The organism is Streptomyces sp. NPDC054757 (genome assembly GCF_053612185.1).
This window is the reverse complement of the sequence record NZ_JBSHBW010000009.1, coordinates 76,985-101,459: the sequence shown is the minus strand read 5'-3', so window position 1 is coordinate 101,459 and position 24,475 is coordinate 76,985. Positions and strand designations below refer to the sequence as shown.

The following is a 24,475-nucleotide window of genomic DNA, read 5'->3' as shown; positions in this document are numbered from 1 at the left end:
CAGGGAGAACCAATGACTCGCGCCCTCTATCTCTACGGAGGATGGCCGGGGCACAACCCCTACGGCGTCGCGGAATGGACACGCGCTCTGCTCGACGGACTCGGATTCGAGGTCGAAGAATCGAACGACATCTTCGTCCTCGACCAGGACCTCACTCGCTATGACGTCATCCTCAACAACTGGAACAACGCACTCCTCAGCGAGACGCTGACCGCCTCACAGGAATCCGCTCTGCTCGGAGCTGTCGAAGCCGGAACCGGGTTCGTCTCCTGGCACGGCGGGGGAGCCGCGTTCCGGGGCAGCGTGATGTATCACATGATGCTCGGTGCCGATGTCTTCCATCACCCGGCCGGAGAAGGAGTACGCCACCCGTACCCCCTCCTCGTCGTCGACAGGAACCACCCGGTCACCCAGGGGGTGGAAGACTTCCGGGCGGCGAGCGAGCAGTACTACATGAACGTCGACCCGCGGAATCATGTGCTCCTGGAGACCGTGTTCGACGGTCAGCACATGCCCTGGCTCGAAGGACAGCGCATGCCGCAGGCCTGGACCAAGGAATGGGGCGCGGGCCGCGTCTTCTACAGCGCGTTGGGCCACTACCTCGACGACCTGACCGCGGAGCCTGTGGAGCGCCTCATGCGCCAGGGGATCGCCTGGGCCAGCAGGAACCGCTGACTCGCCCGTGCCCGCCGCCCGGCCGCCGGACACGGCCTACGGATTCGCCCCGGGATACGGGGATGCGGGCATCCGGGACGAGGTGCCGAGAAGGTCGAGCGCGCGCAGCGCCAGGGACAGACCTGCGCGCACCTCAGGATCGTCGACGGATCTGCCCAGAAGGCCGTTGAGGCGCTCAATGCGGTAGTAGAGCGTGCGCCGCTGGATGTAGAGCGCCTCGGCGGCACGGGACTTGTTGCCGTCCGCGGCGAGGTACGCCTTCAAGGTGGGCAGGAGCGGATTCGTCTCGGATCCGTCATGAGTGAGCAGCGGGCCGAGTTCGTCATCGACGTACCGCCGCAGCTCGGGCCCGTCCGCCAACGCGACCAGCAGGCGCAGGACACCCAGGCGGTCGAAGTGCAGGGTGGCCGGACTGGAGCGGGTCTCGGCGACCGAGGCGGCCGTGCGGGCCTGCCGTACGGCGTCGGTGAGCAGGGCGGGCGGGCCGCTGCGGCTCACCCCGCCCCGTGCCCCGCAGGTGTCGAGCCGAGCGGCGAATTGCTGTACGGACAACTGCTTCGTCAGCCCGGTGATCGCAACGACATGGTCGCCGGTGTCCGCGACGACGGCCGGCAGCTTCAGGTCCTTGAGCACCGAGTCCAGGAGCAGACCGGCCGAGCCCTCGGCGCCGGGGTCCTTGCTCAGCACGGCTACGGCCAGGGGGCGGTCCCGCAGATCCCGCCCCACCTTGAGCGCGCGGTCGACGAACTGTTCGCCGGTGAGGTCGCCCAGAAGCAGCCGGTTGATCAGCGAACTCTGCCGGTGGGAGGCGCGTGCGCCGCTTTCCCGGTCACCGAGCAGGGCGATGGCGATCGTGTCGGCGGCGCGATCGAGTGCGTAGGCATGGACATCCACCAACGGACCGTCGCCGTGGAAGACATGGATCCACCCCCACGCCTCGCCCCGCAGGACGACCATCCGCCGGGTGCAGCCGGGCTCGTCATGGGACTGGACCATGTGCGAGCGACTGTGCCCGCCGGGGGTGTCGCCCCGGTGTGCCATCCGGGCGTGCAGCCCCCAGTTCTTCATCAGCCGGTCGGTGCCTGCCGTTCCGCCCGCATAGGCCATGACCTGGTGATCCGTGTCCTCCAGGACCACGGGAGAGCCCACATGGTGGGCCAGCGCTTCGGTGAACGACACATGGCTCCGGCTGGCCAGCAGCAGCTGGATGAAGTCGTCGTTGAGCCGCTGGAACGAGAGGAGATCGGAATTCCTCTCATCGGTGACCAGCTCATGCACCTGGGCCGACACCTCGACGAACGGCAGCTCGTCCGCCAGGCCGATCAAGGGGAAGTCCAGTTGCTTCGCTTCGTCGATGAGGGCGGGGGGCATGGAGGTGAACACTCGGCCGCCGAGCTCCAGGATGAGGGCCGCCGCTCCGGACTCGCTGACTTCACGGAGGTAACGCCGCTGATCGCCTGCGCTGCGCCCCACGCCGAGTCCCGCCGTCAGGAGGAGTTCCCCGCCCGTCAGGAACTGACCGATGTCCGGAATCTCCACGGGGTGCACCCAGCGGACGGTGCGGTGGAGCTGGTCCTCACCGGCGTGGACCTGCACGGTCGTACGGCTGAAGACCTCCAGCTGCAGGGCAGCCGCAACAGACAGAGCCATGACAGGACCTCTTCAGACCGGCGATTGTTCGACGGGTAACGGCGGGCCCCCGGGGCCTGAGGACAGGACGACCGGAGAACGAGAGGGGCTTCTCCCACTCGCGGGGGGGGGGGGGCGCCACTGGCGCGTCGACAGCATGTTCACAACCAACGGATTCACGCCAACCCGGCACCATCCTGCACCGAAGGGCCACCGAACAGCCCTTGCACGAATGATGCAGCGTATCGAGCAATTCTTGCACACGCTGTGTCTGCCGTGGCTCTGTGTGCGCTCCCATGCTGGTGTGCAGCCACCACGTGACGACACCCGCCCGGCGGACGACCAACAGCTCCCTGCAGCCGTCACGCACATGGTGCCCCACACGCGAACACGCAGCGTGAGAGCCCCTTCCAGGAGGACCCATGAGAGCCGCTGTTGTCTCCCGACCGTCCGGATCATTCGACATGGCCGACCTGCGCACCCCCCGCCCCGGGCCGGGAGAGATCTTGGTGCGGGTCGCGGCCTGCGGCGTCTGCCACACGGATCTCCATGTCCAGGACGGCTCTGTCGCCTTCCCCTTTCCCGCGGTTTTCGGCCATGAGATCTCCGGCACGGTGGCCGAGGTGGGAGCCGGCGTCGAGCACCTCGGCGAAGGCCAGAGCGTCGTCGGCGCCTTCATCATGCCGTGCGGAGCCTGCGCCATGTGTACGTCGGGACGCGAAGAGCTGTGCGAGCCCTTCTTCGCGCACAACCGACTCAAGGGCACGCTCTACGACGGCACTACGCGCTTGTTCGACGCGAATGGCGACCCCGTCTGGATGTACTCGATGGCCGGACTGGCCGAGTACGCCGTACTGCCCGCGCTCGGTGCGGCCCCGCTCCCCTCCGGCAGCCACCTCAAGGACTCGGCGATCCTCGGCTGTGCGTTTCTCACCGCCTACGGCGCGCTGGTCCACGTGGGAGAACTCCGCCAGGGCGCTCCAGTCGTGATCATCGGCGCCGGAGGCGTCGGTCTCAGCGCGGTGGCGGTGGCCAAGGCGCTGGGAGCCGGCCGGATCGTCGCCGTCGACATCGCCGACGACCGGCTCGGCGCCGCCCTGCGTCTGGGAGCGACGGAAGTGGTCAACGCCTCCACGACCGACGCGGTCGAAGCGGTCCGCGACATCACGGGCGGAGGATCCAGCCTCGTCCTTGAGGCCATTGGGCAGCCCGCCACCTTCCGGCAGGCCACCGAGATGGCCGCCGACGGCGGCCGGTGCGTGGTGATCGGGATCGCGCCCGCCGGCCGCACCGCCGAGGTCGAGATCACGCGGATCGTCCGCCGCAAGATCCAGATCTGCGGCTCCTTCGGCGGAAGGCCCCGCAGCGACCTGGCCCACCTGGGACAACTCGTGGCCGACGGCCGGCTCGACCCCGGGGCGCTCATCAGCCGGCGCTTCCCGCTGGAACGCGCCGACGAGGCCTACCGCCTGCTCAGCGAAGGAAAGATCGTCGGCCGCGCCCTCATCGAGGTCCAGGTCTAGGCCGTGTCCGGCCCCGCTCCCACCCGTACCAGCAAGGGACTCAGAACATGGCACTCACCCTGCACCACTGGCGAAACGGCAGCGTCCACGAAGGCGCCGCCGACCGTTTCGCCGACGTCACCAACCCCGCGACAGGCGAGACCACTGCCCGCCTCGCCCTCGCCGACGAGAGCGACGTCAACGAGATCATCGGCGCCGCCGCCGCGGCCTTCCCGGCCTGGCGTGACACCTCGCTGGCGGCGCGCACCCGCGTCCTCTTCCGCTTCCGCGAACTGCTGAACGAGCGCAAGCCCGAGCTCGCCGAGATCATCACGTCGGAGCACGGCAAGGTGCTCTCCGACGCACTCGGCGAGGTCAGCCGCGGCCAGGAGGTCGTCGAGTTCGCGTGCGGCATCGCACACCTCCTCAAGGGCGGGTTCACCGAGAACGCCTCCACTCGCGTCGACGTCCACTCCGTGCGCCAGCCGCTGGGCGTCGTCGGCATCATCACGCCCTTCAACTTCCCGGCCATGGTCCCCCTGTGGTTCTTCCCGATCGCCATCGCGGCCGGGAACACCGTCGTACTCAAGCCCAGCGAGAGGGTGCCGAGCGCCGCCCTGTGGCTGGCGGAGCTGTGGAAGGAGGCCGGGCTGCCCGACGGCGTGTTCAACGTCCTGAACGGTGACAAGACCGCCGTGGACGGTCTGCTCACGCACCCGGACGTGGACTCCATCTCGTTCGTGGGGTCCACTCCCATCGCCCGGTACGTGTACGGGACGGCCGCCGCGCACGGCAAGCGTGTCCAGGCGCTGGGCGGCGCCAAGAACCACATGATCGTCCTGCCCGACGCGGACCTCGGCCTGGCAGCCGACCAGGCGATCAACGCCGGCTTCGGCTCGGCCGGCGAACGCTGCATGGCCATCTCCGCGGTGGTCGCGGTCGGCGGTATCGCCGACGAACTGGTCGCGAAGATCAAGGAGCGCACGTCGAAGCTGCGCACCGGCGACGGCACCCGCGGCTGCGACATGGGCCCGCTGATCACCGCCCAGGCCCGGCAGCGCGTCTCCGGCTACATCGACGCCGGGGAGAAGGCGGGCGCCTCGGTCGTCGTGGACGGCCGCACCGTCCGGCCCGACGCGGAGGGCGAGGGCTTCTTCGTCGGCCCCACGCTCTTCGACCATGTCACCACCGGCATGAGCATCTACACCGACGAGATCTTCGGCCCGGTGCTCTCGGTGGTCAGGGTCGACTCGTACGACGAGGCCGTGCGGCTCGTCAACGCCGGCCCGTACGGCAACGGGACCGCGGTCTTCACCAACGACGGTGGCGCCGCACGGCGGTTCTCCCAGGAGATCAAGGTCGGCATGGTCGGCATCAACGTGCCGATTCCGGTCCCGATGGCCTACTACTCCTTCGGCGGGTGGAAGCACTCGCTGTTCGGCGACAGCCACGCTCACGGCACCGACGGCGTCCACTTCTTCACCCGGGGCAAGGTGATCACGTCCCGCTGGCTCGACCCCAGCCATGGCGGCATCAACCTCGGCTTCCCGCAGAACGCCTGAGACAGGCACGTCCGTCAGCCGGGCCGCATCGCCGGCCGCTGATCCGTGGACGGCGCTGACTCCGCCCCCTTCCCGCCCTCCGGCCGAGCCCTGTGGCTTGTCCGCTCCGAAACACGAGGAGACGCAGCCGTGCCTGTCGTTCTCAAGTCCGCGCCGGCCAAGAACACGGTCCGCGCCAGCCGCCCGGATGTCGTCGACACCGTGGCCGAGGTCATCGCCGATGTGCGGGCCGACGGCGACGACGCCGTCCGCCGGTACTCCGCCAAGTTCGACTCCTGGGCCCGGGACTCCTATCGGCTCAGCCCGCAGGAGATCCACTCCATCGTCTCCACAGTGCCCACCTCCGTCCTGGACGACCTGCGTTTCGTACAGCAGCAGGTGCAGAACTTCGCCCAGGCGCAGCGTGACTCGCTCCACGACTTCGAGACCGAGCCCCTGCCCGGTGTGTTCCTGGGGCAGCGCAACATACCCGTCACCGCGGCGGGGGCCTATGTGCCCGGCGGACGCTACCCGCTGACGGCCTCGGCCCACATGACGATCGTGACGGCGAAGGTCGCGGGCGTGGCGCGCGTGGCCGCCACCACCCCGCCCAACCAGGGCACGCCGCCGCCCGTCAGCGTTGCCGCGATGCATCTGGCCGGCGCCGAGGAGATCTACGTGCTCGGCGGGGTCCAGGCGGTGGCCGCGCTCGCCCTGGGCACCGAGACGATCGCCCCGGTCAACATGCTGGCCGGTCCCGGGAACGCCTATGTCGCCGAGGCGAAGCGGCAGTTGTACGGCGAGGTCGGCATCGACCTGTTCGCGGGCCCCACCGAGGTCCTCATCGTCGCCGACGAGACCGCCGACCCCTTCACGGTCGCCGTCGACCTGCTCAGCCAGGCGGAGCACGGCCCCGACTCCCCCGCGGTGCTCATCACCACTTCCCCCGAGGTCGGCCGGCGCACCCTTGAGTACGTCGAGGAACTGCTGCCGGGACTGCCCACCGGAAAGGTCGCCGGTGCCGCATGGCGTGACCACGGCGAGGTCATCCTCGTCGAGAGCCAGGAAGAGGCCTTCGCCCTGGCCGACACCTACGCCAGCGAGCACGTACAGATCTTCACCGCCGAGCCCCGCGACGCCCTCACCGGCATGCGTGACTACGGTGCGCTCTTCCTGGGCCAGGACACCTGCGTGCCCTACGGCGACAAGGTGATCGGCACCAACCATGTCCTGCCGACCATGGGCGCCGCCCGCTACACCGGCGGCCTGTGGGTCGGCAAGTACCTCAAGACCGTCACCTACCAGGAGGTCAGGGACAAGGCCAGCAGCGCGCTGCTGGGGGAGATCTGCGGCCGCGCCTCGCGGCTGGAGAACTTCGAGGGGCACGCCCGCTCGGGCGATCTGCGGGCCGCGCGCCACGGTGGGACTCCCCTGTCGTGGACCGACCGGGACGTCCGTCCCGGCGGAACCCGGCGGTAGCCGTGTCCGCCGAGGTCTCAGCGATGTCCGGGCGGAGCTGTCGTACCGCGCACGACCAGTTCGGTCGGCAGGAAGATCTCCTGCGGCTCTCCGCCCTCGATGACATCGAGCAGCAACCGGGCGGCCTGACGTCCCTTGTCGACCAACGGCTGTCGCACCGTGGTCAGTCGGGCCCCGGCCGCCGCAGGAAGATCGTCGAAGCCGGTCACCGAGAGGTCCCCGGGAATGCTCAGGCCGCGGCCGCGCGCCACGCCCATCGTGGCCAGAGCGAGGACATCCGTGGCGGCGAGCACGGCCGTCACCGGCCCGGCGTCGAGCAGGGCTTCGGCGGCCGAAACGGAGGCGGCTTCGTTGAAGCCGCCTGCCTCGATCACGGTGGCCGACGCCCAGGGCACACCGGCCGCACGGAAGGCTGCGGCGAAACCCGCCAGCCGCTCCCGCATGACCCGGTCGCGTGCCTGGCGGCGCCTGGCGGGGGACACCGGACCGCGGTGCCCGTCGGGCACCAGCCGGTCGACGAGAATCCCGACCGACCGGTGCCCCAGGGCGAGCACGTGGGCGGCGGCCGAGCGGGCGGCCTCCCGGTCCCGGACGCCGATCCACGCCAGCCCGCCCGGGTTCGGCCCGTCGATGACCACCACCGGCAGCTTCCTGCGCAGCACGGTCTCCACCGCGGGGTGGCCCTCCGGCATCGCATAGGCCAGGAAGCCGTCGACCAGACCCCGCAGCACCACCCCCGAGCGCTGCGCCGGCTGGTCCGACTCCAGCGGGCACGGCAGCAGGGTGAGCGCGGTCTCCGCCACTTCTCCCGCCTCGGAGATCCCCTTGAGGAGGGCGCTGGTGGCGGGGTCGTCGAAGGCGTACGGCAGCGAGTCGGTGATCATCAGGCCGATGGCGCCGACCTGCCCCGTGCGCAGGGTCCGGCCTGCCGAATGGGGACCGACGTAGCCGAGCCGGTCAGCGACCTGGAGGATGCGCTCCCGCTGGGCGGCCGAGAGCTTCTCCGGCCGGTTGTAGGCGTACGAGATCGCCGCCTGGGAGACGCCTGCCGCCTGGGCGACATCTCGCATCGTGACCACGGTCCCCGCTTCCCCTCGCTCGCCCGGCGCACGGTCAACCTTACCGAGGCACCCCTGTTCACAGGGCATCGGTCCGGGCCCGCGCAGCGGTTGACAGCGCAGGTCGCGGTGTTAACCTCGCCTCTAGTTAATCGAATAACCAAAGTAGTTAATCGAATAACCAAAGGGTGGTCGCGCCGCCCCTCCGGTCGGCGGACACCCCTCCCGGTGACGTCGGAGCAACGGCTTCCGCACCTCGGCCGACGCCCTCCCCCTGTTCTGCAGCAGGTCCTCCGCACACTCCAGATCTCCAGCGAGGGATGAACTCCCATGAGTGGAAAACGAACTCCCCCCGACGGCGGCCCCACCAGGACGCGCTACGACTTCGTGATCGTCGGCTCCGGCATGGGCGGCGGCGCCATGGCGTACGCGCTCAAGGACACCGGGGCCAGCGTGCTGCTCGTCGAACGCGGCGACTTCCTGCCGCAGGAGAAGCAGAACTGGGACGCCGGAGCCGTCTTCCGGCGCAAGCGCTATCAGAACGCGGAGCAGTGGTACGGCGTCGACGGCAGGGCCTTCACGCCCGGCAACTACTACTACGTCGGCGGAAACACCAAGCTCTACGGCTCCTCACTGGTCCGCTTCCGCCGCGAGGACTTCAAGGCCACCGAGCACGCCGACGGCACGTCGCCGGAGTGGCTCTTCCGGTACGAGGACCTGCAGCCCTACTACCTGCGCGCCGAGGAGCTGCTGCGGGTCCACGGCGACCAGCACGACGACCCCACGCTGAAGCGGTCCGAGCCCTTCCCCTACCCGCCGCTCGGGCACGAGGGCACGGTCCAGGAAGCCGCCGACGCCCTGACCCGGATGGGGCTCACCCCGTCGAACCTCCCGATCGGCATCGACCTGCGCGACGGCGGACGCTGCATCCGCTGCGCCTTCTGCGACGGTTTCCCCTGCCGCGTCCTGGCCAAGTCCGACGCCGACGTCACCTTCGTCCGCCCCGCCCTGGCGTCCGGCTCCGTGGAGCTGGTCACCAACGCCCACGTCACCCGCGTCCGCACCGACGACTCCGGCCGACGGGCGACCGGCGTCGAGCTGACGCACAACGGGGCGTCGGTCAGCGTCGGCGCCGACACCGTCGTCGTGTCCGCCGGCGCTGTCAACTCGGCCGCCCTGCTGCTCCGTTCGGCCAACGAGCGGCACCCCGACGGCCTCGCCAACTCCTCCGGCACGGTCGGACGCCACTACATGGTGCACAACAACACCGTCATGGTCGCCGTCCACCCCACCCGGAAGAACAACGTCGAGTTCCAGAAGACCCTCTACTTCAACGACTTCTACACCAGGGGAACGGACGACCACCCCTACCCGCTCGGACACGTCCAGCTCATCGGCAAGCTCCAGGCGGAGATGCTGGCCGGCCAGCGCCCCGGCATCCCCCAGTGGGCGCTCGGCTACGCCGCCCACCGCAGTCTCGACTGGTGGCTGTTCACCGAGGACCTGCCCGATCCGCGGAACCGCATCACCCTGACGCCCGAGGGCGGCATCCAGGTCGCCTGGAAGCCCAACAACGTCCGCGCGCACGAGGTCCTGGTCCGGGAGACGAAGAAGATCCTGCGCCGCATGGGGTACCCGCTGGTCTTCAGTCAGGGCACCGGCATCGAAGTGAACTCGCACCAGGCGGGCACCGTCCGCTCCGGCGCCGACGCGGCCGACTCCGCCCTGGATGCCGACTGCCGTTCCCACGACGTCGAGAACCTCTACGTCGTCGACTCGTCCTTCTTCCCGTCGCTGCCGGTGATGAATCCGGCGCTGACCATCGCCGCGAACGCACTGCGCGTCGCCGACCGCATCACCGGAACCACCCAGCAAGCAGCCCCCGCCCAGCACCCGACCAAGAGGTAGAGACATGTCCAGGCTCACCGGCGGCCAGATCGTCGTCGATTACCTGATCCGCGAAGGCGTCGAGAAGGTCTTCGCCGTCCCCGGGCACGGCAACACCGCCCTCATCGACGCCTTCGTCGACCGCAAGGACGAGATCGAAGTCATCCCGGCCATGCACGAACAGGGCGCCGCCCACATGGCCGACGGCCACTACCGGGCCACCGGCAGGATCGCCGCCTGCTGTACGTCCATCGGCCCGGGGGCGACCAACACCCTCACCGGGCTGACGACCGCGTTCGCCGACTCGCAGCCGTTCCTGCTGATCACCGGCGCCGTGCACACCTACATGGAGAACCACGGCGTCCTGCAGGAGATCGACCGCCCGCACGGCAACAACTTTCCCCGTATGGCCGAGCCCGTCGTCAAGCGGTGGTGGCAGCCCAGCCGCGTCGACCAGCTCCCCACCGTGCTGGCCCAGGCCTTCAACACCATGTACGAAGGCCGCCGCGGCCCCGTCCTGCTCGACATCCCCCAGGACCTGCAGGCCGAGTACGGCGACTACGAACCCGGGCAGCCCCGGATGCGCCGCGCGCACGGCCGCACCGCCGGCGACCCCGAGCGCATCGCCGAGGCCGCCGCGCTCCTGGCCGCCGCCGAGCGCCCGGTCATCCTGGCCGGCGGCGGTGTCATCGCGGCGGAGGCCACCGCCGAACTGCTCGCCGTCGCCGAACGTCTGGGGGCCCCGGTCACCCACTCCTTCATGGGCAAGGGCGCTTTCCCCGCCGACCACGACCTGTACGCCTGGCCCTGTGGCGACATGGGGTCGATCTCCGGCAACGGCGTCACACGCACCGCCGACGTGATCCTCGCGGTCGGCTGCCGCTTCAGCGACCGCATCACCTCCTCGTACAAGCCGGGCGTCACCTTCAACATCCCGGACACCAAGCTCGTCCAGATCGACATCGACGGCTTCGAGATCGGCCGCAACTATCCCGCCGAGGTCGGGATCGTGGGTGATGCCAGGGCCTGCCTCACCTCGCTGCTCGGCGAGCTGAACCAGCTGGGCGAGGCCCCGGACTGGCGCTCCTCCGCCTACTTCGCCGAACTGCGGGACCTCAAGGCCCAGTGGGAGGAGCACCTGCGGCCGATGCGGACAACCGACCACCTGCCGATGACCAACTCGCGGGCCATGGTGGAGATCCGCGAGGCGCTCCCGCGCGAGGGCATCCTGGTCACCGACTCCAGCAACCCCGCCAACCAGGCCTTCAACGAGTTCCCCGTCCACGGGCCGCGCACCAACATCGTGGCGGGCGGCATGTCCGGCATCGGATTCGGCCTGCCCGCCGCGGTCGGCGCCCAGGTCGCCGTGGGCGACCGGCCCGTCCTGGCCCTCGTCGGTGACGGCAGCTTCCTGCAGACCGGCACCGAACTGGCCACCGCTGTCATGCTCGATCTGCCGCTCGTCGTGGTCGTGCTCAACAACGGCGGCTGGGAGGCCATCAAGGACCTCCAGATCAGCCTCTTCGGCCAGGAGCGCCAGATCGTGAGCGGCTGGACCACCAAGGACGGCAAGCCGTACTTCGCCGATATCACCGAGTTCGCGCGGTCCCTGGGTTGTACGGCCGAGCGCGTCGAGGACCCGGCCGAGCTCGCGGACGCCGTGCGCCGTGCCTTCGGGACTCGGGGCCCGGTCGTCATCGAGGCGATGAGCGCCCATGAACTGCCCTGGACGGAGATGCACCCCACCGGCTGGTGGGACATCACCGTGCCCGCCTACCACGGTGAGACCCGCGACGACTACGTGTCCCGGCGCGGCTTCTGACGTGGCTCAGGCCGTACGGCGCTTCAGTACCCGGAAAGCGACGGCGACCGCGAGCGCGGCCAGGATGACGAGGACGCCGCACTCCATCAGCTGGCGGGGCCAGAAGTCGGCTGACGGGAGATAGGTGCGGGTGAAGCCGGTCACGTGGTGCTGGGCGAGGCACCGCGCGTTGTCGTAGCACTCGGGGTCGGTGATCCGGGCGCCGGTGGAGGTGATCGCCCGGCTGTCCACGGAGAGGTCGGGCACCTGCCACGCACGCTGGAAGGGCCACAGACCGCTGCGGACGGCTGTCACCGCGTACTGGACGACGGCCGCGACAGCCATGGCGGGCAGCATACGGCGCAGCAGCATCCCGCAGAGCGCGCCGATCGCGAGGGCGAGGAGCGGGGCGAGGACTGTGGAAGGGCCGATGGAGAAGTACAGGTGGCGGGGGTCGTATCCGGCCCGCAGCAGGTCGCTGTGGGAGGACCACAGCAGCCGGTAGAGCAGGATCAGCAGACCGGTGCTCACGGTGGTCACCAGAGCGGGGACGGCGAGCTTGGCGGCGAGCCAGCGGGCCGGGGATACGGACTGGGACCAGGCAAGCCTGGTGGTGCCGCTCTCCAGTTCGCGGCCGATCAGCGGGCCGGCCGCGAAGACGGCCACGCAGAAGGTGGCGATGCTGATCAGGGTGGCCGGATCGTAGAAGAGGTCGTTGTACGTGCCCGAGAAGAACGGGACGGCGCTGTGGAACGCGCCCTTCCAGGCGTCTTCCTGCACCCCGGCGTAGCCGAACCTGTCGAACATCTTCTGGGTGGCGTTCGCGCCGGGGCCGCACAGCCAGAGCAGCAGCCCGGCGGTGACGACCACGAAGGCCGCCCAGCACCACAGCGCTGCCCGGTGCAGCCGCAGTTCGGCCCGGAGCAGGTCGAGGGCGGACGGTCGGAGCGAGGGCGTGGGGGCGTGTTGGTCCACGGGAGCGGTGGTCATGAGGAGTCCTTGTGAGCTGCGGTGGGACGGTGGTGTGTGGGGGGGGGAGCTGACTTGGGTGACGGGGTACCGGAGGCGTGCGGTCGGCGGGACCGGTGCGGTCAGGCGGCGGCCGTGGTGTCCCCCCGCATGTCCGGGGTGAGGAGCGCCGGGGCCGACGGTGTACGGAGATGGGCCAGCAGCAGCTCTTCCAGGGTGGGTTTCTGGGTCTGCCAGGTGCCCGCGAGCGGGCCGCGGGGGCGGATCAGCGCGGTGAGGCCGCGGCCGGTGGGGCGGGACTCCACCACCGTGTGCGGGGCCAGGCCGGTGTCCCGGCCGGTGACCAGGGTGTGTGCGGCGAGCAGCGCTTCGACGGATCCGCCCAGGCGGACATGTCCGCCGTCGAGGAGCAGCAAGTGGTCGCAGGAGTAGGAGAGTTCGGAGACGATGTGCGAGGAGAACAGGATGCTGGTGCCGTTCTCGGCGGCGTCGGCCAGCAGCAGCCCCATCAGCTGCTGACGGGCCGGCGGGTCCAGCTCGGCCATCGGTTCGTCCAGCAGCAGGAGGTCGGGCCGCTTCCCCAGGGTGAGGGCGAGTGCCACCCGGGTGCGCTGGCCGCCGGAGAGTCCGCGGACCTTGCGCCGCGGGTCGATGCTGCCCTGTTCGACGATCCGGTCGGCATAAGTGGCATCCCAGCGGCCCGCGTTGAGACGGGCGCCCAGCGCGAGGGTGTCGGCGACCGAGAGGTGGCCGTAGAGCGGCTGCTCCTGGTCCAGGTAGCCGACCCTGTCGCGGTGGACGCCGGGCGCGGCGCCCAGCACGGTGACGGGGCCCGCTCCGGAGGCGGCGTCCGGGAGGGTTCCGGTTGCGGGGCCGCCGTCCGGCCTGATCAGGCCGGCGAGTACGTGCAGGAGCGTGGACTTGCCCGCGCCGTTGGGACCTACCAGCGCGCAGACGCTGCCCGCGGGGACCCGGAAGGAGCAGTCCTCCAGGGCGAGTGCCGCACGTCGGCCGCGCCCGCGGCGCAGCGTGAGGCCGGTCGCCGCGATCGCGGCCGGGGAACTGCTGGTGGTGCTCACTGATCCCCCTTCGGGAAGTGCTCGTCCAGTACCGAAGTGAGAAGCGCGGCGGCGCTCTCCCGGCCGACACCGGCGGCGCGGGCCCGCTGGGCCCAGCCGTCCAGCTCCGCGCGGAAGGCCGAGTCGGCGCCGGTGCCGTCGAGCGTGCCGCGCACGAACGTGCCCACACCCCGCCGCGCCTCGACCAGGCCCGAGCGCTCCAGCTCGCGGTAGGCCTTGAGCACGGTGTTCGGGTTGATGGCCGTGATCTCGACGACCTCACGCGCCGTGGGGAGCTTGTCCCCCGGTTCGAGGAGGCGCAGGCGCAGCGCCTGCTGGGTCTGCTGGACGATCTGGAGATAGGCGGGGATGCCGCTGTGGCGGTCGATGCGGTATTCGACATGGTGGTCGGCCACCAGGCGCACCCTCTTTCACTAATTGACTAGTGAAACTTCGCACGGGGACGGGAGAGACGTCAAGTCCGCGATATCCCGGGCGCTCCACCCGGGCCCGGACCGGGCGACCCCACGCGCGCAGCTCAGCCCGCGCAGCTCAGGGCGTACGCGGCCGGCGCGGGCGCGGACGGATCGCGCGGCAGCCCGGAGCGGACCCGCACGGCGGGGGCAAGGGCGGGGGTCCGGTTCGGCGGGCGCGGACCGCCCCATCCCTCCCCGTTGGGTCGGTGATCGGGCAGCCGGCATCCCCGTCCACGAACATGGCCCAAATTGATTTAACGTTCAACATGATTTGGCGGCATGCTGGTCAACGAGCCGGCAACCACCCGGAGGTCCGGCCCGACACCCCACCTGACCAACGGAGATGACCCGACATGACACAGGCCGCCCTGCCCCTCCGCCTCCACCACCACGCCTGGATCACCGACGACCAGGAAGCCAACCGGCGCTTCTACGAGGACGTGATCGGCCTGCCCCTGGTGGCCACGTGGACCGAGCGCGAGGTGCTGTCCGGGGCCGAGCGCGTCTACAGCCATGCCCTCTACGGTCTGGCTGACGGCAGCGCACTGGCCTTCTTCCAGTTCGCCGACCCCGAGGACCAGAAGGAGTTCAGGACCAGCATCAATGCGACCCCACTGCGCCACATCGCCTTCAAGGTCGAGGCCGAGACCCAGGAAGCCATGCGCGAGCGCATCGACGCGGCCGGGATTCCGGAGGCGAACGCCCACGTGATCGACCATGGCTTCTGCGTCTCGCTGTACATCACGGACCCCAACGGGCTGATCCTGGAGTTCGCGGTCGACCACCCCGATGTGGAGAAGATCGACGCCGAGCGGCGCGCCACGGCACACGCCGACCTCGCCCGCTGGCTCGCAGGCGACCACACCAGCAACAACAACTGGCACTGACCGCAACCGTGCGGCCTTGGCCGGACCTGGCCCCAGGGAGTCAACCGTGCGGCCTTGACCGGACCCGGCCTCCATGGAGCGTCTCGTCGGTCAGCGGCCCCGGGTCGCCTGGAGGTACGCCTGCGGCTGCTTCTCCTGCGGGTCCGGTTCGCGTACCAGCTGGGCGCGGACCTCGAACCCGGCATCGGCCAGCCATCCGGCGACCCGGGCCGGCGGCAGCCAGTGGACGTCGAGCGAGAGGTCGTGGCCGTAGCCGCGGCCGAGATGGCGGACCTCGTCACCGGCCTTGAAGGCGAGCAGCAGCCGGCCGCCAGGCGCGAGCACCCGGTGGAACCCGGCGAACACCGAGGGCAGCACATCCGGCGGGAGGTGGATGATCGAGTACCAGGCGACCAGGCCGCCGAGCGAGCCGTCCGGCAGGTCGAGGGCGGTCATCGACCCGACGTCGAACCGCAGCCCCGGACAGGCCCGGCGGGCCACATCGACCATCCCCGGCGAGAGATCGATACCGAACGCGTCCACGCCCAGGGCGTCCAGATACGCCGTCACCCGGCCGGGACCGCAGCCGATGTCGGCCACCGGGCCACCGCCGTCGGTGCGCACCTGGTCGGCGAAGGCGGTGAGCATCGCCCGGTCGTAGGGGCTGTTCGCGAGATGGTCACGGACGATCTCCTCGTAGGAGACCGCGGCGGTGTCGTAGGACGCGCGGATGGTGCGCAGGTAGCCGGGTTCGGGCCGGGGTCCGGGTTCGGTCATGGCGGCGCTCCGTACGTCGTGGGTGGCGGGCCCTGCCCACCCGGGCGGGGCGGGGCCGGGGCCCGGGGCCGCACGGCGGGACCGGCCCCGTGGATCAGCCGGGGGGCGGACCCAGGCCGCCGCCCGGCCCGGACGTCAGCGCGGCGGGACCGCAGGCGGGGCGAGCCCCAGCCGCCGGTCCTTCAGGGCCGGGAACTGCTCGCGGACCGTGGCGACGAGTCCCGGGTCGATCTCGGCCGTGAGGACCTCCTCGCCCGCGCCCGCCTGGGCGAGCACCTCGCCCCAGGGGTCGACCACGATGCTGTGGCCCGCCTGCTCCACGCCCGCGTGCGTACCGGCGGACCCGCAGGCCAGGACGTACGCCTGGTTCTCCACCGCGCGCGCCTGCGCGAGCAGCGTCCAGTGCGAGCGGCGGCGCTCCGGCCAGCCCGCGGGGACGACCAGGAGGCGGGCGCCCGCGTCGGTCAGGCCGCGGAAGAGTTCGGGGAAGCGGAGGTCGTAGCAGGTGGCCAGGCCGAGCGTGGTCTCGGGCAGGTCCACCGTCACCAGTTCGCCGCCCGCGGCCATCATGACCGCCTCGCCCTTGTCGAAGCCGAAGCGGTGGATCTTCCGGTAGGCGGCGGCCCGTTCGCCCTCGGGGGTGAGCACCAGCGAGGTGTTGTAGAGCGCGTCCCCGGGGCCCCGCTCCACGATCGAGCCCGCGTGCAGCCAGACCCCGGCGTCACGGGCGGCCTGGGCCATTGCCCGGTACGTGGGCCCGTCCAGCGGTTCGGCCTCGGACTCGAAGGACTGGTACGCGAAGGCGCCTACGGACCAGAGTTCGGGCAGGACGACGAGGTCCGCACCGGACTGTTCCCGTACGAGATCCGCCACGCGCAAACGGCGTGAAGCGGGCGATTCCGCAGGATTCACTGCGATCTGGAGGAGAGAGGCGCGCACAGTACCACCGTCCTGGCATTCGGGCCTTCAACGCGGGCCTACGATCGTCACACGAAAGCACTGCCGGGGTGCCACTGGGCAGCGTACTGTGCCTTTCCGGGGGATGCCCCCAGACCCCCAGCAGCGCCTCGAAAACCAGCAGGTCTACGCCCGCCGTACCGCAGAACACCGCTCCGAGGGGTCCCGTGACAGTCCATCCAAGCCTTCAGACCTATGCCGACGCCTGGACCCACTCCGCAGAAGCGATAACCGAGCTGGTGAAGCCGCTCGTCGAGGGCGAGTGGAACCGCGGGACGCCCTGCCCCAACTGGTCGGTGCGCGACATCATCTCCCACATCATCGGCATGGAGAACGAACAGCTCGGGGACCCGCGGCCGATCCACACCCTGCCCCGCGACCTCTTCCATGTGAAGACGGAGCACGAGCGGTACATGGAGATGCAGGTCGACGTGCGGCGCCACCACACATCGCCGGAGATGCTCGCGGACCTGGAGTACACGATCATCCGGCGCTCGCGGCAGCTGCGGAACGAGACCCGGAAGCCGGACACCCTGGTCCGCGCGCCGCTCGGTGCGGAGCAGACGCTGGAACTGGCTCTCCAGATGCGTGCGTTCGACGTCTGGGTGCATGAGCAGGATCTGCGCACCACCCTGGGCAGGCCGGGGAATCTGGACTCGCCGGGTGCCTATGTGGCGCGGGACACCCTCGTGGAGGCGCTGCCGAAGGTCGTCACGGAAGGGGCGGGTGCGCCGCCGAACACCGCGGTGGTCTTCGACATCACCGGCGCCGTCGAGTTCATGCGGACGGTCCGGGTGAACGCCGAAGGGCAGGGCTCGGTCGACGGATCGCCGTCGCTGGGGCCCGCCGTGACGATCGCGATGGACTGGGAGACGTACTTCCGGCTGGCCTGCGGGCGGGTCAGGCCGGCGTCGGTCATGGACCAGATCAAGACCGAGGGCGACGAGGAGCTGGGCGCGGCGATCCTGGGGTCGTTCGCGGTGACGCCCTGACCGGCGGTCGTGCGCCGGTGACCCCCTGACCGGCCCGCTGCGGCCGACCCGCCGTGACCGGCCCGCCCTGACCGGCCGCACGCCCGGGGCCACGCGGCGACGTGGTTACGCCGGGACGTGCACGGCCTCCACCCGGCTGGTCACCAGCCGCTCGCTCTCACGGCGTGCGCTCCGCCGCCGCAGCCGGAGGATCTGGCTGGCGCCCAGCGCCTCCAGGACGAACACGGAGCAGAAGGCGATCCGGTAGTTGTCGCCCGTCGCGTCCAGCAGGACCCCGACCGCGAGGAGCGTCGTCATCGACGCGATGAATCCGCCCATGTTGACGATGCCGGACGCGGTGCCCTGGCGCTCCGGGGGGTTGGCGGGGCGTGCGAAGTCGAAGCCGATCATCGAGGCCGGGCCGCAGGCGCCGAGCACCGTGCACAGCGTCAGCAGCAGCCACATCGGCGCGTGGTAGCCCGGGTAGGCGAGGGTGGACGCCCAGAGCAGCGCGGTGGCGCCGACCGTGGAGAGCGCGATGGGGGCGCGGGCGCCCTGGTGCCGGGCGATGATCTGCCCGTAGACCAGGCCGACGACCATGTTCGAGAGCACGATCAGGGTGAGCAGCTCGCCCGCGGTGGCACGGGACAGGCCCTGCGCCTCGACGAGGAACGGCATCCCCCACAGCAGCAGGAAGAACATCGCCGGGAACTGCGTGGTGAAGTGCACCCACATCCCGAGCCGGGTGCCGGGCTCCCGCCAGGCGGCGGCGATCTGCCGGCGCACGGACGCGGCTCCCCGGTGCGGGGACGGCGGCGGTTCGAAGCCCTCGGGGTGGTCCTTCAGGAACAGCAGCATCACCACGAGCACCAGCACCCCGGCGAGCGAGCTGCCCGCGAAGGTGGCGGTCCAGCCGAGGCCGTGCAGCGTACGGGAGATGACGACCGTCGAGACGAGATTCCCGGCCATCCCGACCAGGCCCGCCAGCTGCGCGATCATCGGGCCGCGCCGGGCGGGGAACCAGCGGCTGCCGAGCCGCAGCACGCTGATGAAGGTCATGGCGTCACCACAGCCGAGCAGCGCGCGGGAGGCGAGGGCGGTGGAGTACGAGGGCGAGAACGCGAAGCCGAGCTGGCCCAGCGTGAACAGCACCACCCCGAGGGTCAGCACCTTCCTGGTGCCGAACCGGTCCACGAGCAGGCCGACGGGTATCTGCATCCCCGCGTAGACGAGCAGTTGGAGGATGGAGAAGGTGGAGAGGGCGGAGGCGTTGATGTGGAAGCGGGCGGCGGCGTCCAGACCGGCCACGCCCAGGCTGGTACGGAAGACGATCGCCACGAAGTAGACGGCGACGCCGATGCACCAGACGGTGACCGCACGCCTGCCTCCCGGCGGATCGCCGGGCAGCACCGCGCTCATCGGTCCTCCCCCCGGGCCAGGTGCCGGACCCGGGTGACATGCCGGCGGACGACCACGACGGCGGCGTCGGCGTTCCCGCCGCGCAGCGCTTCGAGGATCTCGCCGTGCTCGGCGAGGGTGGTGGCGGTGCGGTCGGGGTGCGCGTGGAGCACGGCGACGCCCATCCGCAGCTGCCGGTCGCGCAGCTGGTCGTAGAGGCGGGAGAGGATCTCGTTCCCCGCGCTGCGGACGATCTCCGCGTGGAAGCAGCGGTCGCTGACGGCGGCCGCGGCCAGATCGCCTGCCGCCACCTGCGCGGTCTGCTCGTCGAGCAGCTCCGCCAGCCGCTCGATGAGCCGGGGCGGCGCGGGCACGGCCTTCCGCGCGGCGAACTCCTCGACCAGCAGCCGGGTCTCGACCACGTCGTGGATCTCCTGCGCGGAGACGGCGAGGACCAGGGCGCCCTTCTTGGGGTAGAGCTTGATGAGCCCTTCGACCTCCAGCTTGAGCAGCGCCTCCCGTACGGGCGTCCGGGAGACGCCCACGGCGTCGGCGAGCTCGCCCTCGGTGAGGAGCGTCCCGCCCTCGTAGCGGCGGTCGAGCACGGCCTGTTTGACGTGGGTGTAGACGCGGTCGGCTGCGGGGGGCTGTCTCAGCGGGGCGACGGGCATGCGCACAGCATAGATACAACAGGGATGCGTCGGGGAGAGGCGTCCGGATGGCGGGACGCCGCTGCCCGTACGGGGGCGACGCCCGGACGGAAGGGGGATTCCGGGTGCGGCTACTCCGCGAGTGGGGGTGCGGCTACTCCGGGAGGGGGTGCACCGCGGTGATACCGGCGATGACCAGGTCGATCCCCGCGAGGAACTCCGCCCGGTCGTCGTGGTCGCGCAGCTGGTCCGCGACACCCCGCGTGAAGGGGTACTCGACGGGGTCGAGTGCGGCCCAGGCGTCCGCCGCCGCACCGAGGAACTCGGCACGGCCCGGACTCGGCCGACGCGCCTGGTGGGCACGGGCGTTGGCCGCGTTCTGCCCGGCCACTCCGGTGATGTAGTTCAGCAGCGCGGAGGCGGCGGTGAACTGGGCGGCATGCGGCACGCCCAGCGCCTGGACCTGGCGTCCGATGTGCTCCAGGACCCGCAGCATCGGGGACTGCCCGGGGGCGCGGGAGAGCTGGGTGCCGACCCACGGGTGGACATCGATCGCGTCGAACACACCGAGGGCGAGGGCGCGGATCGCCTCCTGCGGGGTCGCCCCGGCGACGGTGGCGGGAGCGGCGGCGACCCCAGCGGGACCGCCGGCGGCCTCACCGGGACCAGTCGAGGCGCCCGGATCAGCGGCCTCACCGGGACCAGCCTCGGCGCCCGGATCAGCCGCGGCACCGAGACCGGCCGCCGCAGCGGCCATCGCCGCATCGAGGACGGCGGCCGTGGCCGCGTCGAGCAGCTCCCCCTTGCCCGTGACATGCCAGTAGATCGCGCCCGGCCCGGTGGACAGGTGCTCGGCCAGCGCGCGGAAGGTGAGGCCGCCCTCGCCCGCGGAGTCGAGGAGCCCGACCGCGGCCTCGACGATGCGCTCCCGGGAGAGCGGTTCCTCGCGTCGCTCCGTACGACGTGTCCTCGTTGCCATGCACACATCCTGACATACGTCTGGAACCCCGTTCCAGCTTGACAACCCTGGAACGACGTTCCAGGCTATTTGTGGAACAGCATTCCAGAGGGCCACCGGGACACCGGCCCGGCGCCCCGCACCACGGAAGGACACCCCCATGACCAGCCACGTCACGATCATCGGCGCCGGCCTCGGCGGACTCACCCTGGCCCGCGTCCTGCACGTCCACGGCATCCGGCCCACGGTCTACGAGGCGGAGGCCTCCGCCACCTCACGCACCCAGGGCGGCATGCTCGACATCCACGAGGACAACGGCCAGCCCGCACTCCGGGCGGCGGAACTGACGGACGAGTTCCGGGGCCTCATCCTGGAGGGCCGCGAGGCGACCCGGATCCTCGCCACGGACGGGACCGTCCTGTACGACGACGACACCGAACGCGGGCGCCCCGAGGTGCTCCGCGGCGAGCTGCGGCGGATCCTGCTCGAATCGCTCCCGGACGGCACCGTCCGGTGGGGCCACAAGGTCAGCGGCGTACGCGCCCTCGGCGACGGCCGCCACGAGGTGAGGTTCGCCGACGGCACCACCACCGTCACCGACCTGCTGGTCGGCGCGGACGGCGCCTGGTCCCGGGTCCGGCCGCTGCTCTCGGCCACCACCCCCGAGTACATCGGCATGTCGTACGTCGAGACCTATCTCCACGACGCCGACAACCGCCACCCGGTCACCGCGAAGACGGTCGGCGCCGGATCGCTGTCCGTGCTCGCACCCGGGAAGGGCATCACGGCGCACCGCGAGAGCGGCGGGACCCTCCACACCTATGTGGCGCTCACCAAGCCGCAGGAGTGGTTCGCCGCCATCGACTTCACCGACTCCGCCGCGGCCGCCGCACGGGTCGCCGAGGAGTTCACCGGCTGGGCGCCCGAGATCACCGCGCTGATCACCGACGGCGAGTCCGCGCCGGTGCTGCGCCCCCTCAACGCTCTGCCCGTGGAGCACCGGTGGGAGCGGGTGCCCGGGGTGACCCTGCTCGGCGACGCCGCCCACCTCGCGGCGCCGAACGGCGAGGGCGCCAATCTGGCCATGCTGGACGGCGCCGACCTCGGCGAGGCCATCGCCGCGCACCCCGACGACATCGAGGCCGCGCTCACCTCGTACGAGCAGGCCATGTTCCCGCGCAGCGCGGCGGCCGCCGCGGACGGCACCGAACTGCACGGGATCCTCTTCGGTGACGCGACACCGCAGAGCCTGATCAGCATGTTCAGCGGGGACGAGTAGCCCCGGCTCAGACGATTGCGCACCCGTCCGACTCGGTGACCCGTACGGAGTCGATCGTGGTCAGATAGATGTCGTTGACCGAGTCGGGCCGAAGGCACTCCGCGCCGCCCTTGGTGTCACCGATCCAGGCCGTCCAGGGCCGGTTGTTGACCACCTGGAGGGGGCCGGCCAGCGGGGCCGGCAGCGACTCCCAGGGCGTCACCTCGTGGTACTCGGCCACGATCGCCCCGTCCTTGATGAAGCAGACGGACAGCTCCGGGCAGGTCGGACCGGGCCCGGCCGGGTCGGTGCCGGGGTCGTCCGCACGGGCCGCCACCCCGCCGAACAGCACCATCGCCGCCGCGAGTGCGACCGCGGCGCCCCGTGACACAGTATTTGTCTTCACGCAATCCCCCAGATGCCTGCCGGTCTCACTCAACTGGGCACAATATCGCCACACTTGGCCAGCCCGGTCAATACCGGCGGCCCCGGGAGGCTGTCGTGCGGCGCAGGCCCCAGGTGCTGGGATGTCCTCGCTCGGCCTCCGCCATCACTGCGCGACGCCGAGCAGCAGCCAGCGCCGGACCTGGACATGCAGCAGTACGCGTCGCCCGTCCGGGCGTTGGGGAGCTGTGACGTCCCAGGCGTACTTCGCGGCGAACGCGGCCGTCACCTCGGCGGGGAACCCGTCGTGGCGCAGGTGGGCAACGCCCTCCGCCACGACGGGGAACCGGCCGTCCTCCAGCGCCAGGGATACCCGCGGGTCCTCCCGGAGATTGCGTACCTTGACCGAGCCGCTGTCCACGCCGATCCACCAGCTGTCCCGGAGAAAGACGAACCAGACCGGCGTCACATGGGGTGAGCCGTCGGGTCGGACACCGCACAGCCAGACAGTGCGCTCGGTGGCCAGTCGGTCCAGGACAGCGGGGTCGGCCGGATGCCGCGTGAGAATGCTCATCCGCCCATCCCAGCCCGCCCAGCCCCCGCCCCGCTTCGGTCCGGGGCCCCGGTCGAACCGGACTTTCGGCGTACGTCCTGCGGTGTCCCGCACCCGTGTTCCGCGCCGATGTCACATCGCGCCGGCCTGATCCGTCGTATCGGTGCAGGTATCGACAACGGCAGAGACAACGACAGAGGAGCGCGCCATGACGGCCCGTATGAACATGTTCGACAACCCGGTCGCGGCGAAGGTCTGGAAGCACATCATCGCCGCGAACAAGGCGGTCGCGGACTCGTCGCTGCCGGCCGCCACCCAGGAGCTGGTCAAGATCCGCGCGAGCCAGATCAACGGATGCGGAGGCTGCCTCGACATGCACACCAAGGACGCCGCCGCGGCCGGTGAGAGCGCCGTACGCCTCCATCTCGTCGCCGCCTGGCGGGAGTCCACGGTCTTCACCGAGGCCGAGCGGGCGGCGCTGGAGCTGACCGAGCAGGGCACCCGTCTCGCCGACGCGGCCGGTGGCGTCACGGACGAAGTCTGGGCCAACGCCGCCAAGCACTACGACGAGGACCAGCTCGCCGCGCTGGTCGGCCTGATCGCCATCATCAACGCCTTCAACCGGGGGAACGTCATCATCCGGCAGCCCGGCGGCGACTACCGTCCAGGACAGCTCGGCTGACGACGTACGCCCGGCCCGGGGGCGGTGCGGCCGGGGTGCTCCCGGACCGGGGGCACCCCGCGATGCCCCCGGGTCCGGTCCGGACCGACCCGGGATGTGCCCTCAAGGCCCTTCCTCCGGGAGGGTCCGTACCGGTAATGCTGTGGTGTCGGCCATGGAAGGAACCGCCTTGCGCGCGCAGGAACAACGGAATGACAACGCCAGCAGCCGTGGAGCGGTGCGGCGTACCACCAGGCCGGGCGCGCCCGGCGGGCTGCTTGCCCTGCAGCGCTCGGCGGGGAACGCGGCCGTGGTCCGCGCCATGGAGGAGCGGCACACCCACGGCGCCGGCTGCGGCCACGCCCCGTCGGTGCAGCGGATGCCCGCGCCGGAGGTGCCGCCCAAGCCGGCCCGCCTGACGGGCAACAGGACCGGGACCGGGGACGACCAGGAAGCCGGGCCCGCGCAGCCCGCCGCCCCCGCGCACGGATACACGCTCACCTCGGCGGCGGGCACCATGGAGTTCTTCCGCGCCGACTCGCGCTCGCCCGACGCCCTCCGGAAGTCGGGCGGCATGCGGGCGTGGCGCCCTTCGAACGCCAAGAGCGAGCTGAGCGCGTTCCTCGCCGACCCGGTCGGATACTCCCAGGCCCACGTCAGGAGCCCCAAGCGGGAGCTGGTGTCCATGGCGAACAACGAGGAGTGCGGCGGCTACGCCAGTGCGGACCGGCACATCTACAAGATCTCGGTCTCCGGCCTGAACAGGTTCGACGGACCGCCCGCGCGGAGCAAGCTCCTGGCCAAGCCGACCCTCTACGCCAACAGCACGACGCTGGAGTCGGCGACCGTGGTGGTCATGGGACCGATCGGCCCGACCCAGGAGATGGACTATTTCGGGGACATCCCGATGTCCAACATCGTCAGCTGCCGCAAGCCGGGCGAGAGCGGCTTCACCTCGCCGTGAGGC

23 protein-coding genes are annotated in these 24,475 nt (G+C 70.9%); 11 read left to right on the top strand and 12 right to left on the bottom strand.

The features are described from left to right. Positions 1 to 12: 12 nt before the first annotated feature. Positions 13 to 675 carry a ThuA domain-containing protein gene (locus ACWGKJ_RS14050; protein ID WP_385019496.1) on the top strand — a complete coding sequence of 221 codons (663 nt, stop codon included), beginning with the start codon at positions 13 to 15 and terminating at the stop codon, positions 673 to 675. 36 nt (positions 676 to 711) lie between these two features. Here the strand turns inward: ACWGKJ_RS14050 and ACWGKJ_RS14045 are convergent, their stop codons facing one another. After that, a complete protein-coding gene (locus ACWGKJ_RS14045) occupies positions 712 to 2,325 on the bottom strand; it encodes a PucR family transcriptional regulator (RefSeq protein ID WP_385019498.1) in 1,614 nt (537 codons plus the stop codon). A gap of 401 nt (positions 2,326 to 2,726) precedes the next feature. Between ACWGKJ_RS14045 and ACWGKJ_RS14040 the strand changes: the two genes are divergently transcribed. From ACWGKJ_RS14040 to hisD, 3 genes are all read left to right on the top strand, one after another. Then, the gene (locus tag ACWGKJ_RS14040) at positions 2,727 to 3,827 is read left to right on the top strand and encodes a zinc-binding dehydrogenase (protein ID WP_385019500.1); all 1,101 of its coding nucleotides are present in this window, start codon (positions 2,727 to 2,729) and stop codon (positions 3,825 to 3,827) included. Between the two features lie 47 nt (positions 3,828 to 3,874). Beyond that, positions 3,875 to 5,368 (top strand): CoA-acylating methylmalonate-semialdehyde dehydrogenase, encoded by a 1,494-nt coding sequence (locus tag ACWGKJ_RS14035; RefSeq protein WP_385019502.1) that lies wholly within the window; start codon positions 3,875 to 3,877, stop codon positions 5,366 to 5,368. 129 nt (positions 5,369 to 5,497) lie between these two features. Then, positions 5,498 to 6,826: a histidinol dehydrogenase gene (gene hisD / locus ACWGKJ_RS14030; protein ID WP_385019504.1), complete on the top strand. Its 1,329-nt coding sequence runs from the start codon at positions 5,498 to 5,500 to the stop codon at positions 6,824 to 6,826. Positions 6,827 to 6,843: 17 nt separating this feature from the next. On the opposite strand, the gene ACWGKJ_RS14025 is transcribed toward hisD, so the two are convergent. Further along, positions 6,844 to 7,896 (bottom strand): LacI family DNA-binding transcriptional regulator, encoded by a 1,053-nt coding sequence (locus ACWGKJ_RS14025; protein WP_385019506.1) that lies wholly within the window; start codon positions 7,894 to 7,896, stop codon positions 6,844 to 6,846. A 318-nt stretch (positions 7,897 to 8,214) separates the two neighbouring features. Between ACWGKJ_RS14025 and ACWGKJ_RS14020 the strand changes: the two genes are divergently transcribed. Next, positions 8,215 to 9,792: an FAD-dependent oxidoreductase gene (locus ACWGKJ_RS14020; protein ID WP_385019508.1), complete on the top strand. Its 1,578-nt coding sequence runs from the start codon at positions 8,215 to 8,217 to the stop codon at positions 9,790 to 9,792. Between the two features lie 4 nt (positions 9,793 to 9,796). Then, a complete protein-coding gene (locus ACWGKJ_RS14015; protein WP_385019510.1) occupies positions 9,797 to 11,593 on the top strand; it encodes a thiamine pyrophosphate-binding protein in 1,797 nt (598 codons plus the stop codon). Between the two features lie 6 nt (positions 11,594 to 11,599). Here the strand turns inward: ACWGKJ_RS14015 and ACWGKJ_RS14010 are convergent, their stop codons facing one another. The 3 genes from ACWGKJ_RS14010 to ACWGKJ_RS14000 form a co-directional block, all read right to left on the bottom strand. Further along, positions 11,600 to 12,562 (bottom strand): hypothetical protein, encoded by a 963-nt coding sequence (locus ACWGKJ_RS14010; RefSeq protein WP_385019512.1) that lies wholly within the window; start codon positions 12,560 to 12,562, stop codon positions 11,600 to 11,602. Positions 12,563 to 12,663: 101 nt separating this feature from the next. Further along, positions 12,664 to 13,620: an ABC transporter ATP-binding protein gene (locus tag ACWGKJ_RS14005; RefSeq protein ID WP_385019514.1), complete on the bottom strand. Its 957-nt coding sequence runs from the start codon at positions 13,618 to 13,620 to the stop codon at positions 12,664 to 12,666. Next, complete coding sequence (locus tag ACWGKJ_RS14000) at positions 13,617 to 14,015, bottom strand: GntR family transcriptional regulator (protein WP_385019516.1); 399 nt, start codon at positions 14,013 to 14,015, stop codon at positions 13,617 to 13,619. The genes ACWGKJ_RS14005 and ACWGKJ_RS14000 overlap by 4 nt, the downstream gene beginning before the upstream one ends. Before the next feature lie 413 nt (positions 14,016 to 14,428). On the opposite strand from ACWGKJ_RS14000, the gene ACWGKJ_RS13995 reads away from it, so the two are divergent. Further along, a complete protein-coding gene (locus ACWGKJ_RS13995) occupies positions 14,429 to 14,962 on the top strand; it encodes a VOC family protein (protein ID WP_385019518.1) in 534 nt (177 codons plus the stop codon). 90 nt (positions 14,963 to 15,052) lie between these two features. Here ACWGKJ_RS13995 and ACWGKJ_RS13990 read toward each other — a convergent pair whose 3' ends face one another. After that, on the bottom strand, positions 15,053 to 15,718 hold the full coding sequence (locus ACWGKJ_RS13990; RefSeq protein WP_385019520.1) for a class I SAM-dependent DNA methyltransferase: 666 nt from the start codon (positions 15,716 to 15,718) through the stop codon (positions 15,053 to 15,055). Between the two features lie 135 nt (positions 15,719 to 15,853). Then, positions 15,854 to 16,657: a carbon-nitrogen family hydrolase gene (locus ACWGKJ_RS13985; RefSeq protein ID WP_385019522.1), complete on the bottom strand. Its 804-nt coding sequence runs from the start codon at positions 16,655 to 16,657 to the stop codon at positions 15,854 to 15,856. A gap of 185 nt (positions 16,658 to 16,842) precedes the next feature. Between ACWGKJ_RS13985 and ACWGKJ_RS13980 the strand changes: the two genes are divergently transcribed. After that, positions 16,843 to 17,667 (top strand): maleylpyruvate isomerase family mycothiol-dependent enzyme, encoded by an 825-nt coding sequence (locus tag ACWGKJ_RS13980; protein WP_385019524.1) that lies wholly within the window; start codon positions 16,843 to 16,845, stop codon positions 17,665 to 17,667. A gap of 105 nt (positions 17,668 to 17,772) precedes the next feature. Here the strand turns inward: ACWGKJ_RS13980 and ACWGKJ_RS13975 are convergent, their stop codons facing one another. The 3 genes from ACWGKJ_RS13975 to ACWGKJ_RS13965 form a co-directional block, all read right to left on the bottom strand. Continuing rightward, positions 17,773 to 19,065: an MFS transporter gene (locus ACWGKJ_RS13975; RefSeq protein WP_385019526.1), complete on the bottom strand. Its 1,293-nt coding sequence runs from the start codon at positions 19,063 to 19,065 to the stop codon at positions 17,773 to 17,775. Then, positions 19,062 to 19,715, bottom strand: coding sequence for a GntR family transcriptional regulator (locus ACWGKJ_RS13970; protein ID WP_385019528.1), 654 nt, complete (start codon positions 19,713 to 19,715; stop codon positions 19,062 to 19,064). The genes ACWGKJ_RS13975 and ACWGKJ_RS13970 overlap by 4 nt, the downstream gene beginning before the upstream one ends. A gap of 133 nt (positions 19,716 to 19,848) precedes the next feature. After that, positions 19,849 to 20,673: a TetR family transcriptional regulator gene (locus tag ACWGKJ_RS13965; RefSeq protein ID WP_385019529.1), complete on the bottom strand. Its 825-nt coding sequence runs from the start codon at positions 20,671 to 20,673 to the stop codon at positions 19,849 to 19,851. Positions 20,674 to 20,812: 139 nt separating this feature from the next. Between ACWGKJ_RS13965 and ACWGKJ_RS13960 the strand changes: the two genes are divergently transcribed. Beyond that, entirely contained in the window at positions 20,813 to 21,931 is a 1,119-nt protein-coding gene (locus tag ACWGKJ_RS13960) for an FAD-dependent oxidoreductase (RefSeq protein WP_385019531.1), read from the top strand. Positions 21,932 to 21,938: 7 nt separating this feature from the next. On the opposite strand, the gene ACWGKJ_RS13955 is transcribed toward ACWGKJ_RS13960, so the two are convergent. Together ACWGKJ_RS13955 and ACWGKJ_RS13950 are read right to left on the bottom strand one after the other, a co-directional pair. Continuing rightward, positions 21,939 to 22,316, bottom strand: a complete 378-nt coding sequence (locus tag ACWGKJ_RS13955; RefSeq protein WP_385019533.1) for a hypothetical protein — start codon at positions 22,314 to 22,316, stop codon at positions 21,939 to 21,941. A gap of 144 nt (positions 22,317 to 22,460) precedes the next feature. Beyond that, positions 22,461 to 22,868, bottom strand: a complete 408-nt coding sequence (locus tag ACWGKJ_RS13950) for a TIGR03618 family F420-dependent PPOX class oxidoreductase (RefSeq protein ID WP_385019535.1) — start codon at positions 22,866 to 22,868, stop codon at positions 22,461 to 22,463. A gap of 187 nt (positions 22,869 to 23,055) precedes the next feature. On the opposite strand from ACWGKJ_RS13950, the gene ACWGKJ_RS13945 reads away from it, so the two are divergent. Both ACWGKJ_RS13945 and ACWGKJ_RS13940 read left to right on the top strand, forming a co-directional pair. Beyond that, entirely contained in the window at positions 23,056 to 23,529 is a 474-nt protein-coding gene (locus tag ACWGKJ_RS13945; protein WP_385019537.1) for a carboxymuconolactone decarboxylase family protein, read from the top strand. Positions 23,530 to 23,698: 169 nt separating this feature from the next. After that, on the top strand, positions 23,699 to 24,472 hold the full coding sequence (locus ACWGKJ_RS13940) for a hypothetical protein (RefSeq protein ID WP_385019539.1): 774 nt from the start codon (positions 23,699 to 23,701) through the stop codon (positions 24,470 to 24,472). The last annotated feature ends 3 nt before the right edge of the window (positions 24,473 to 24,475 follow it).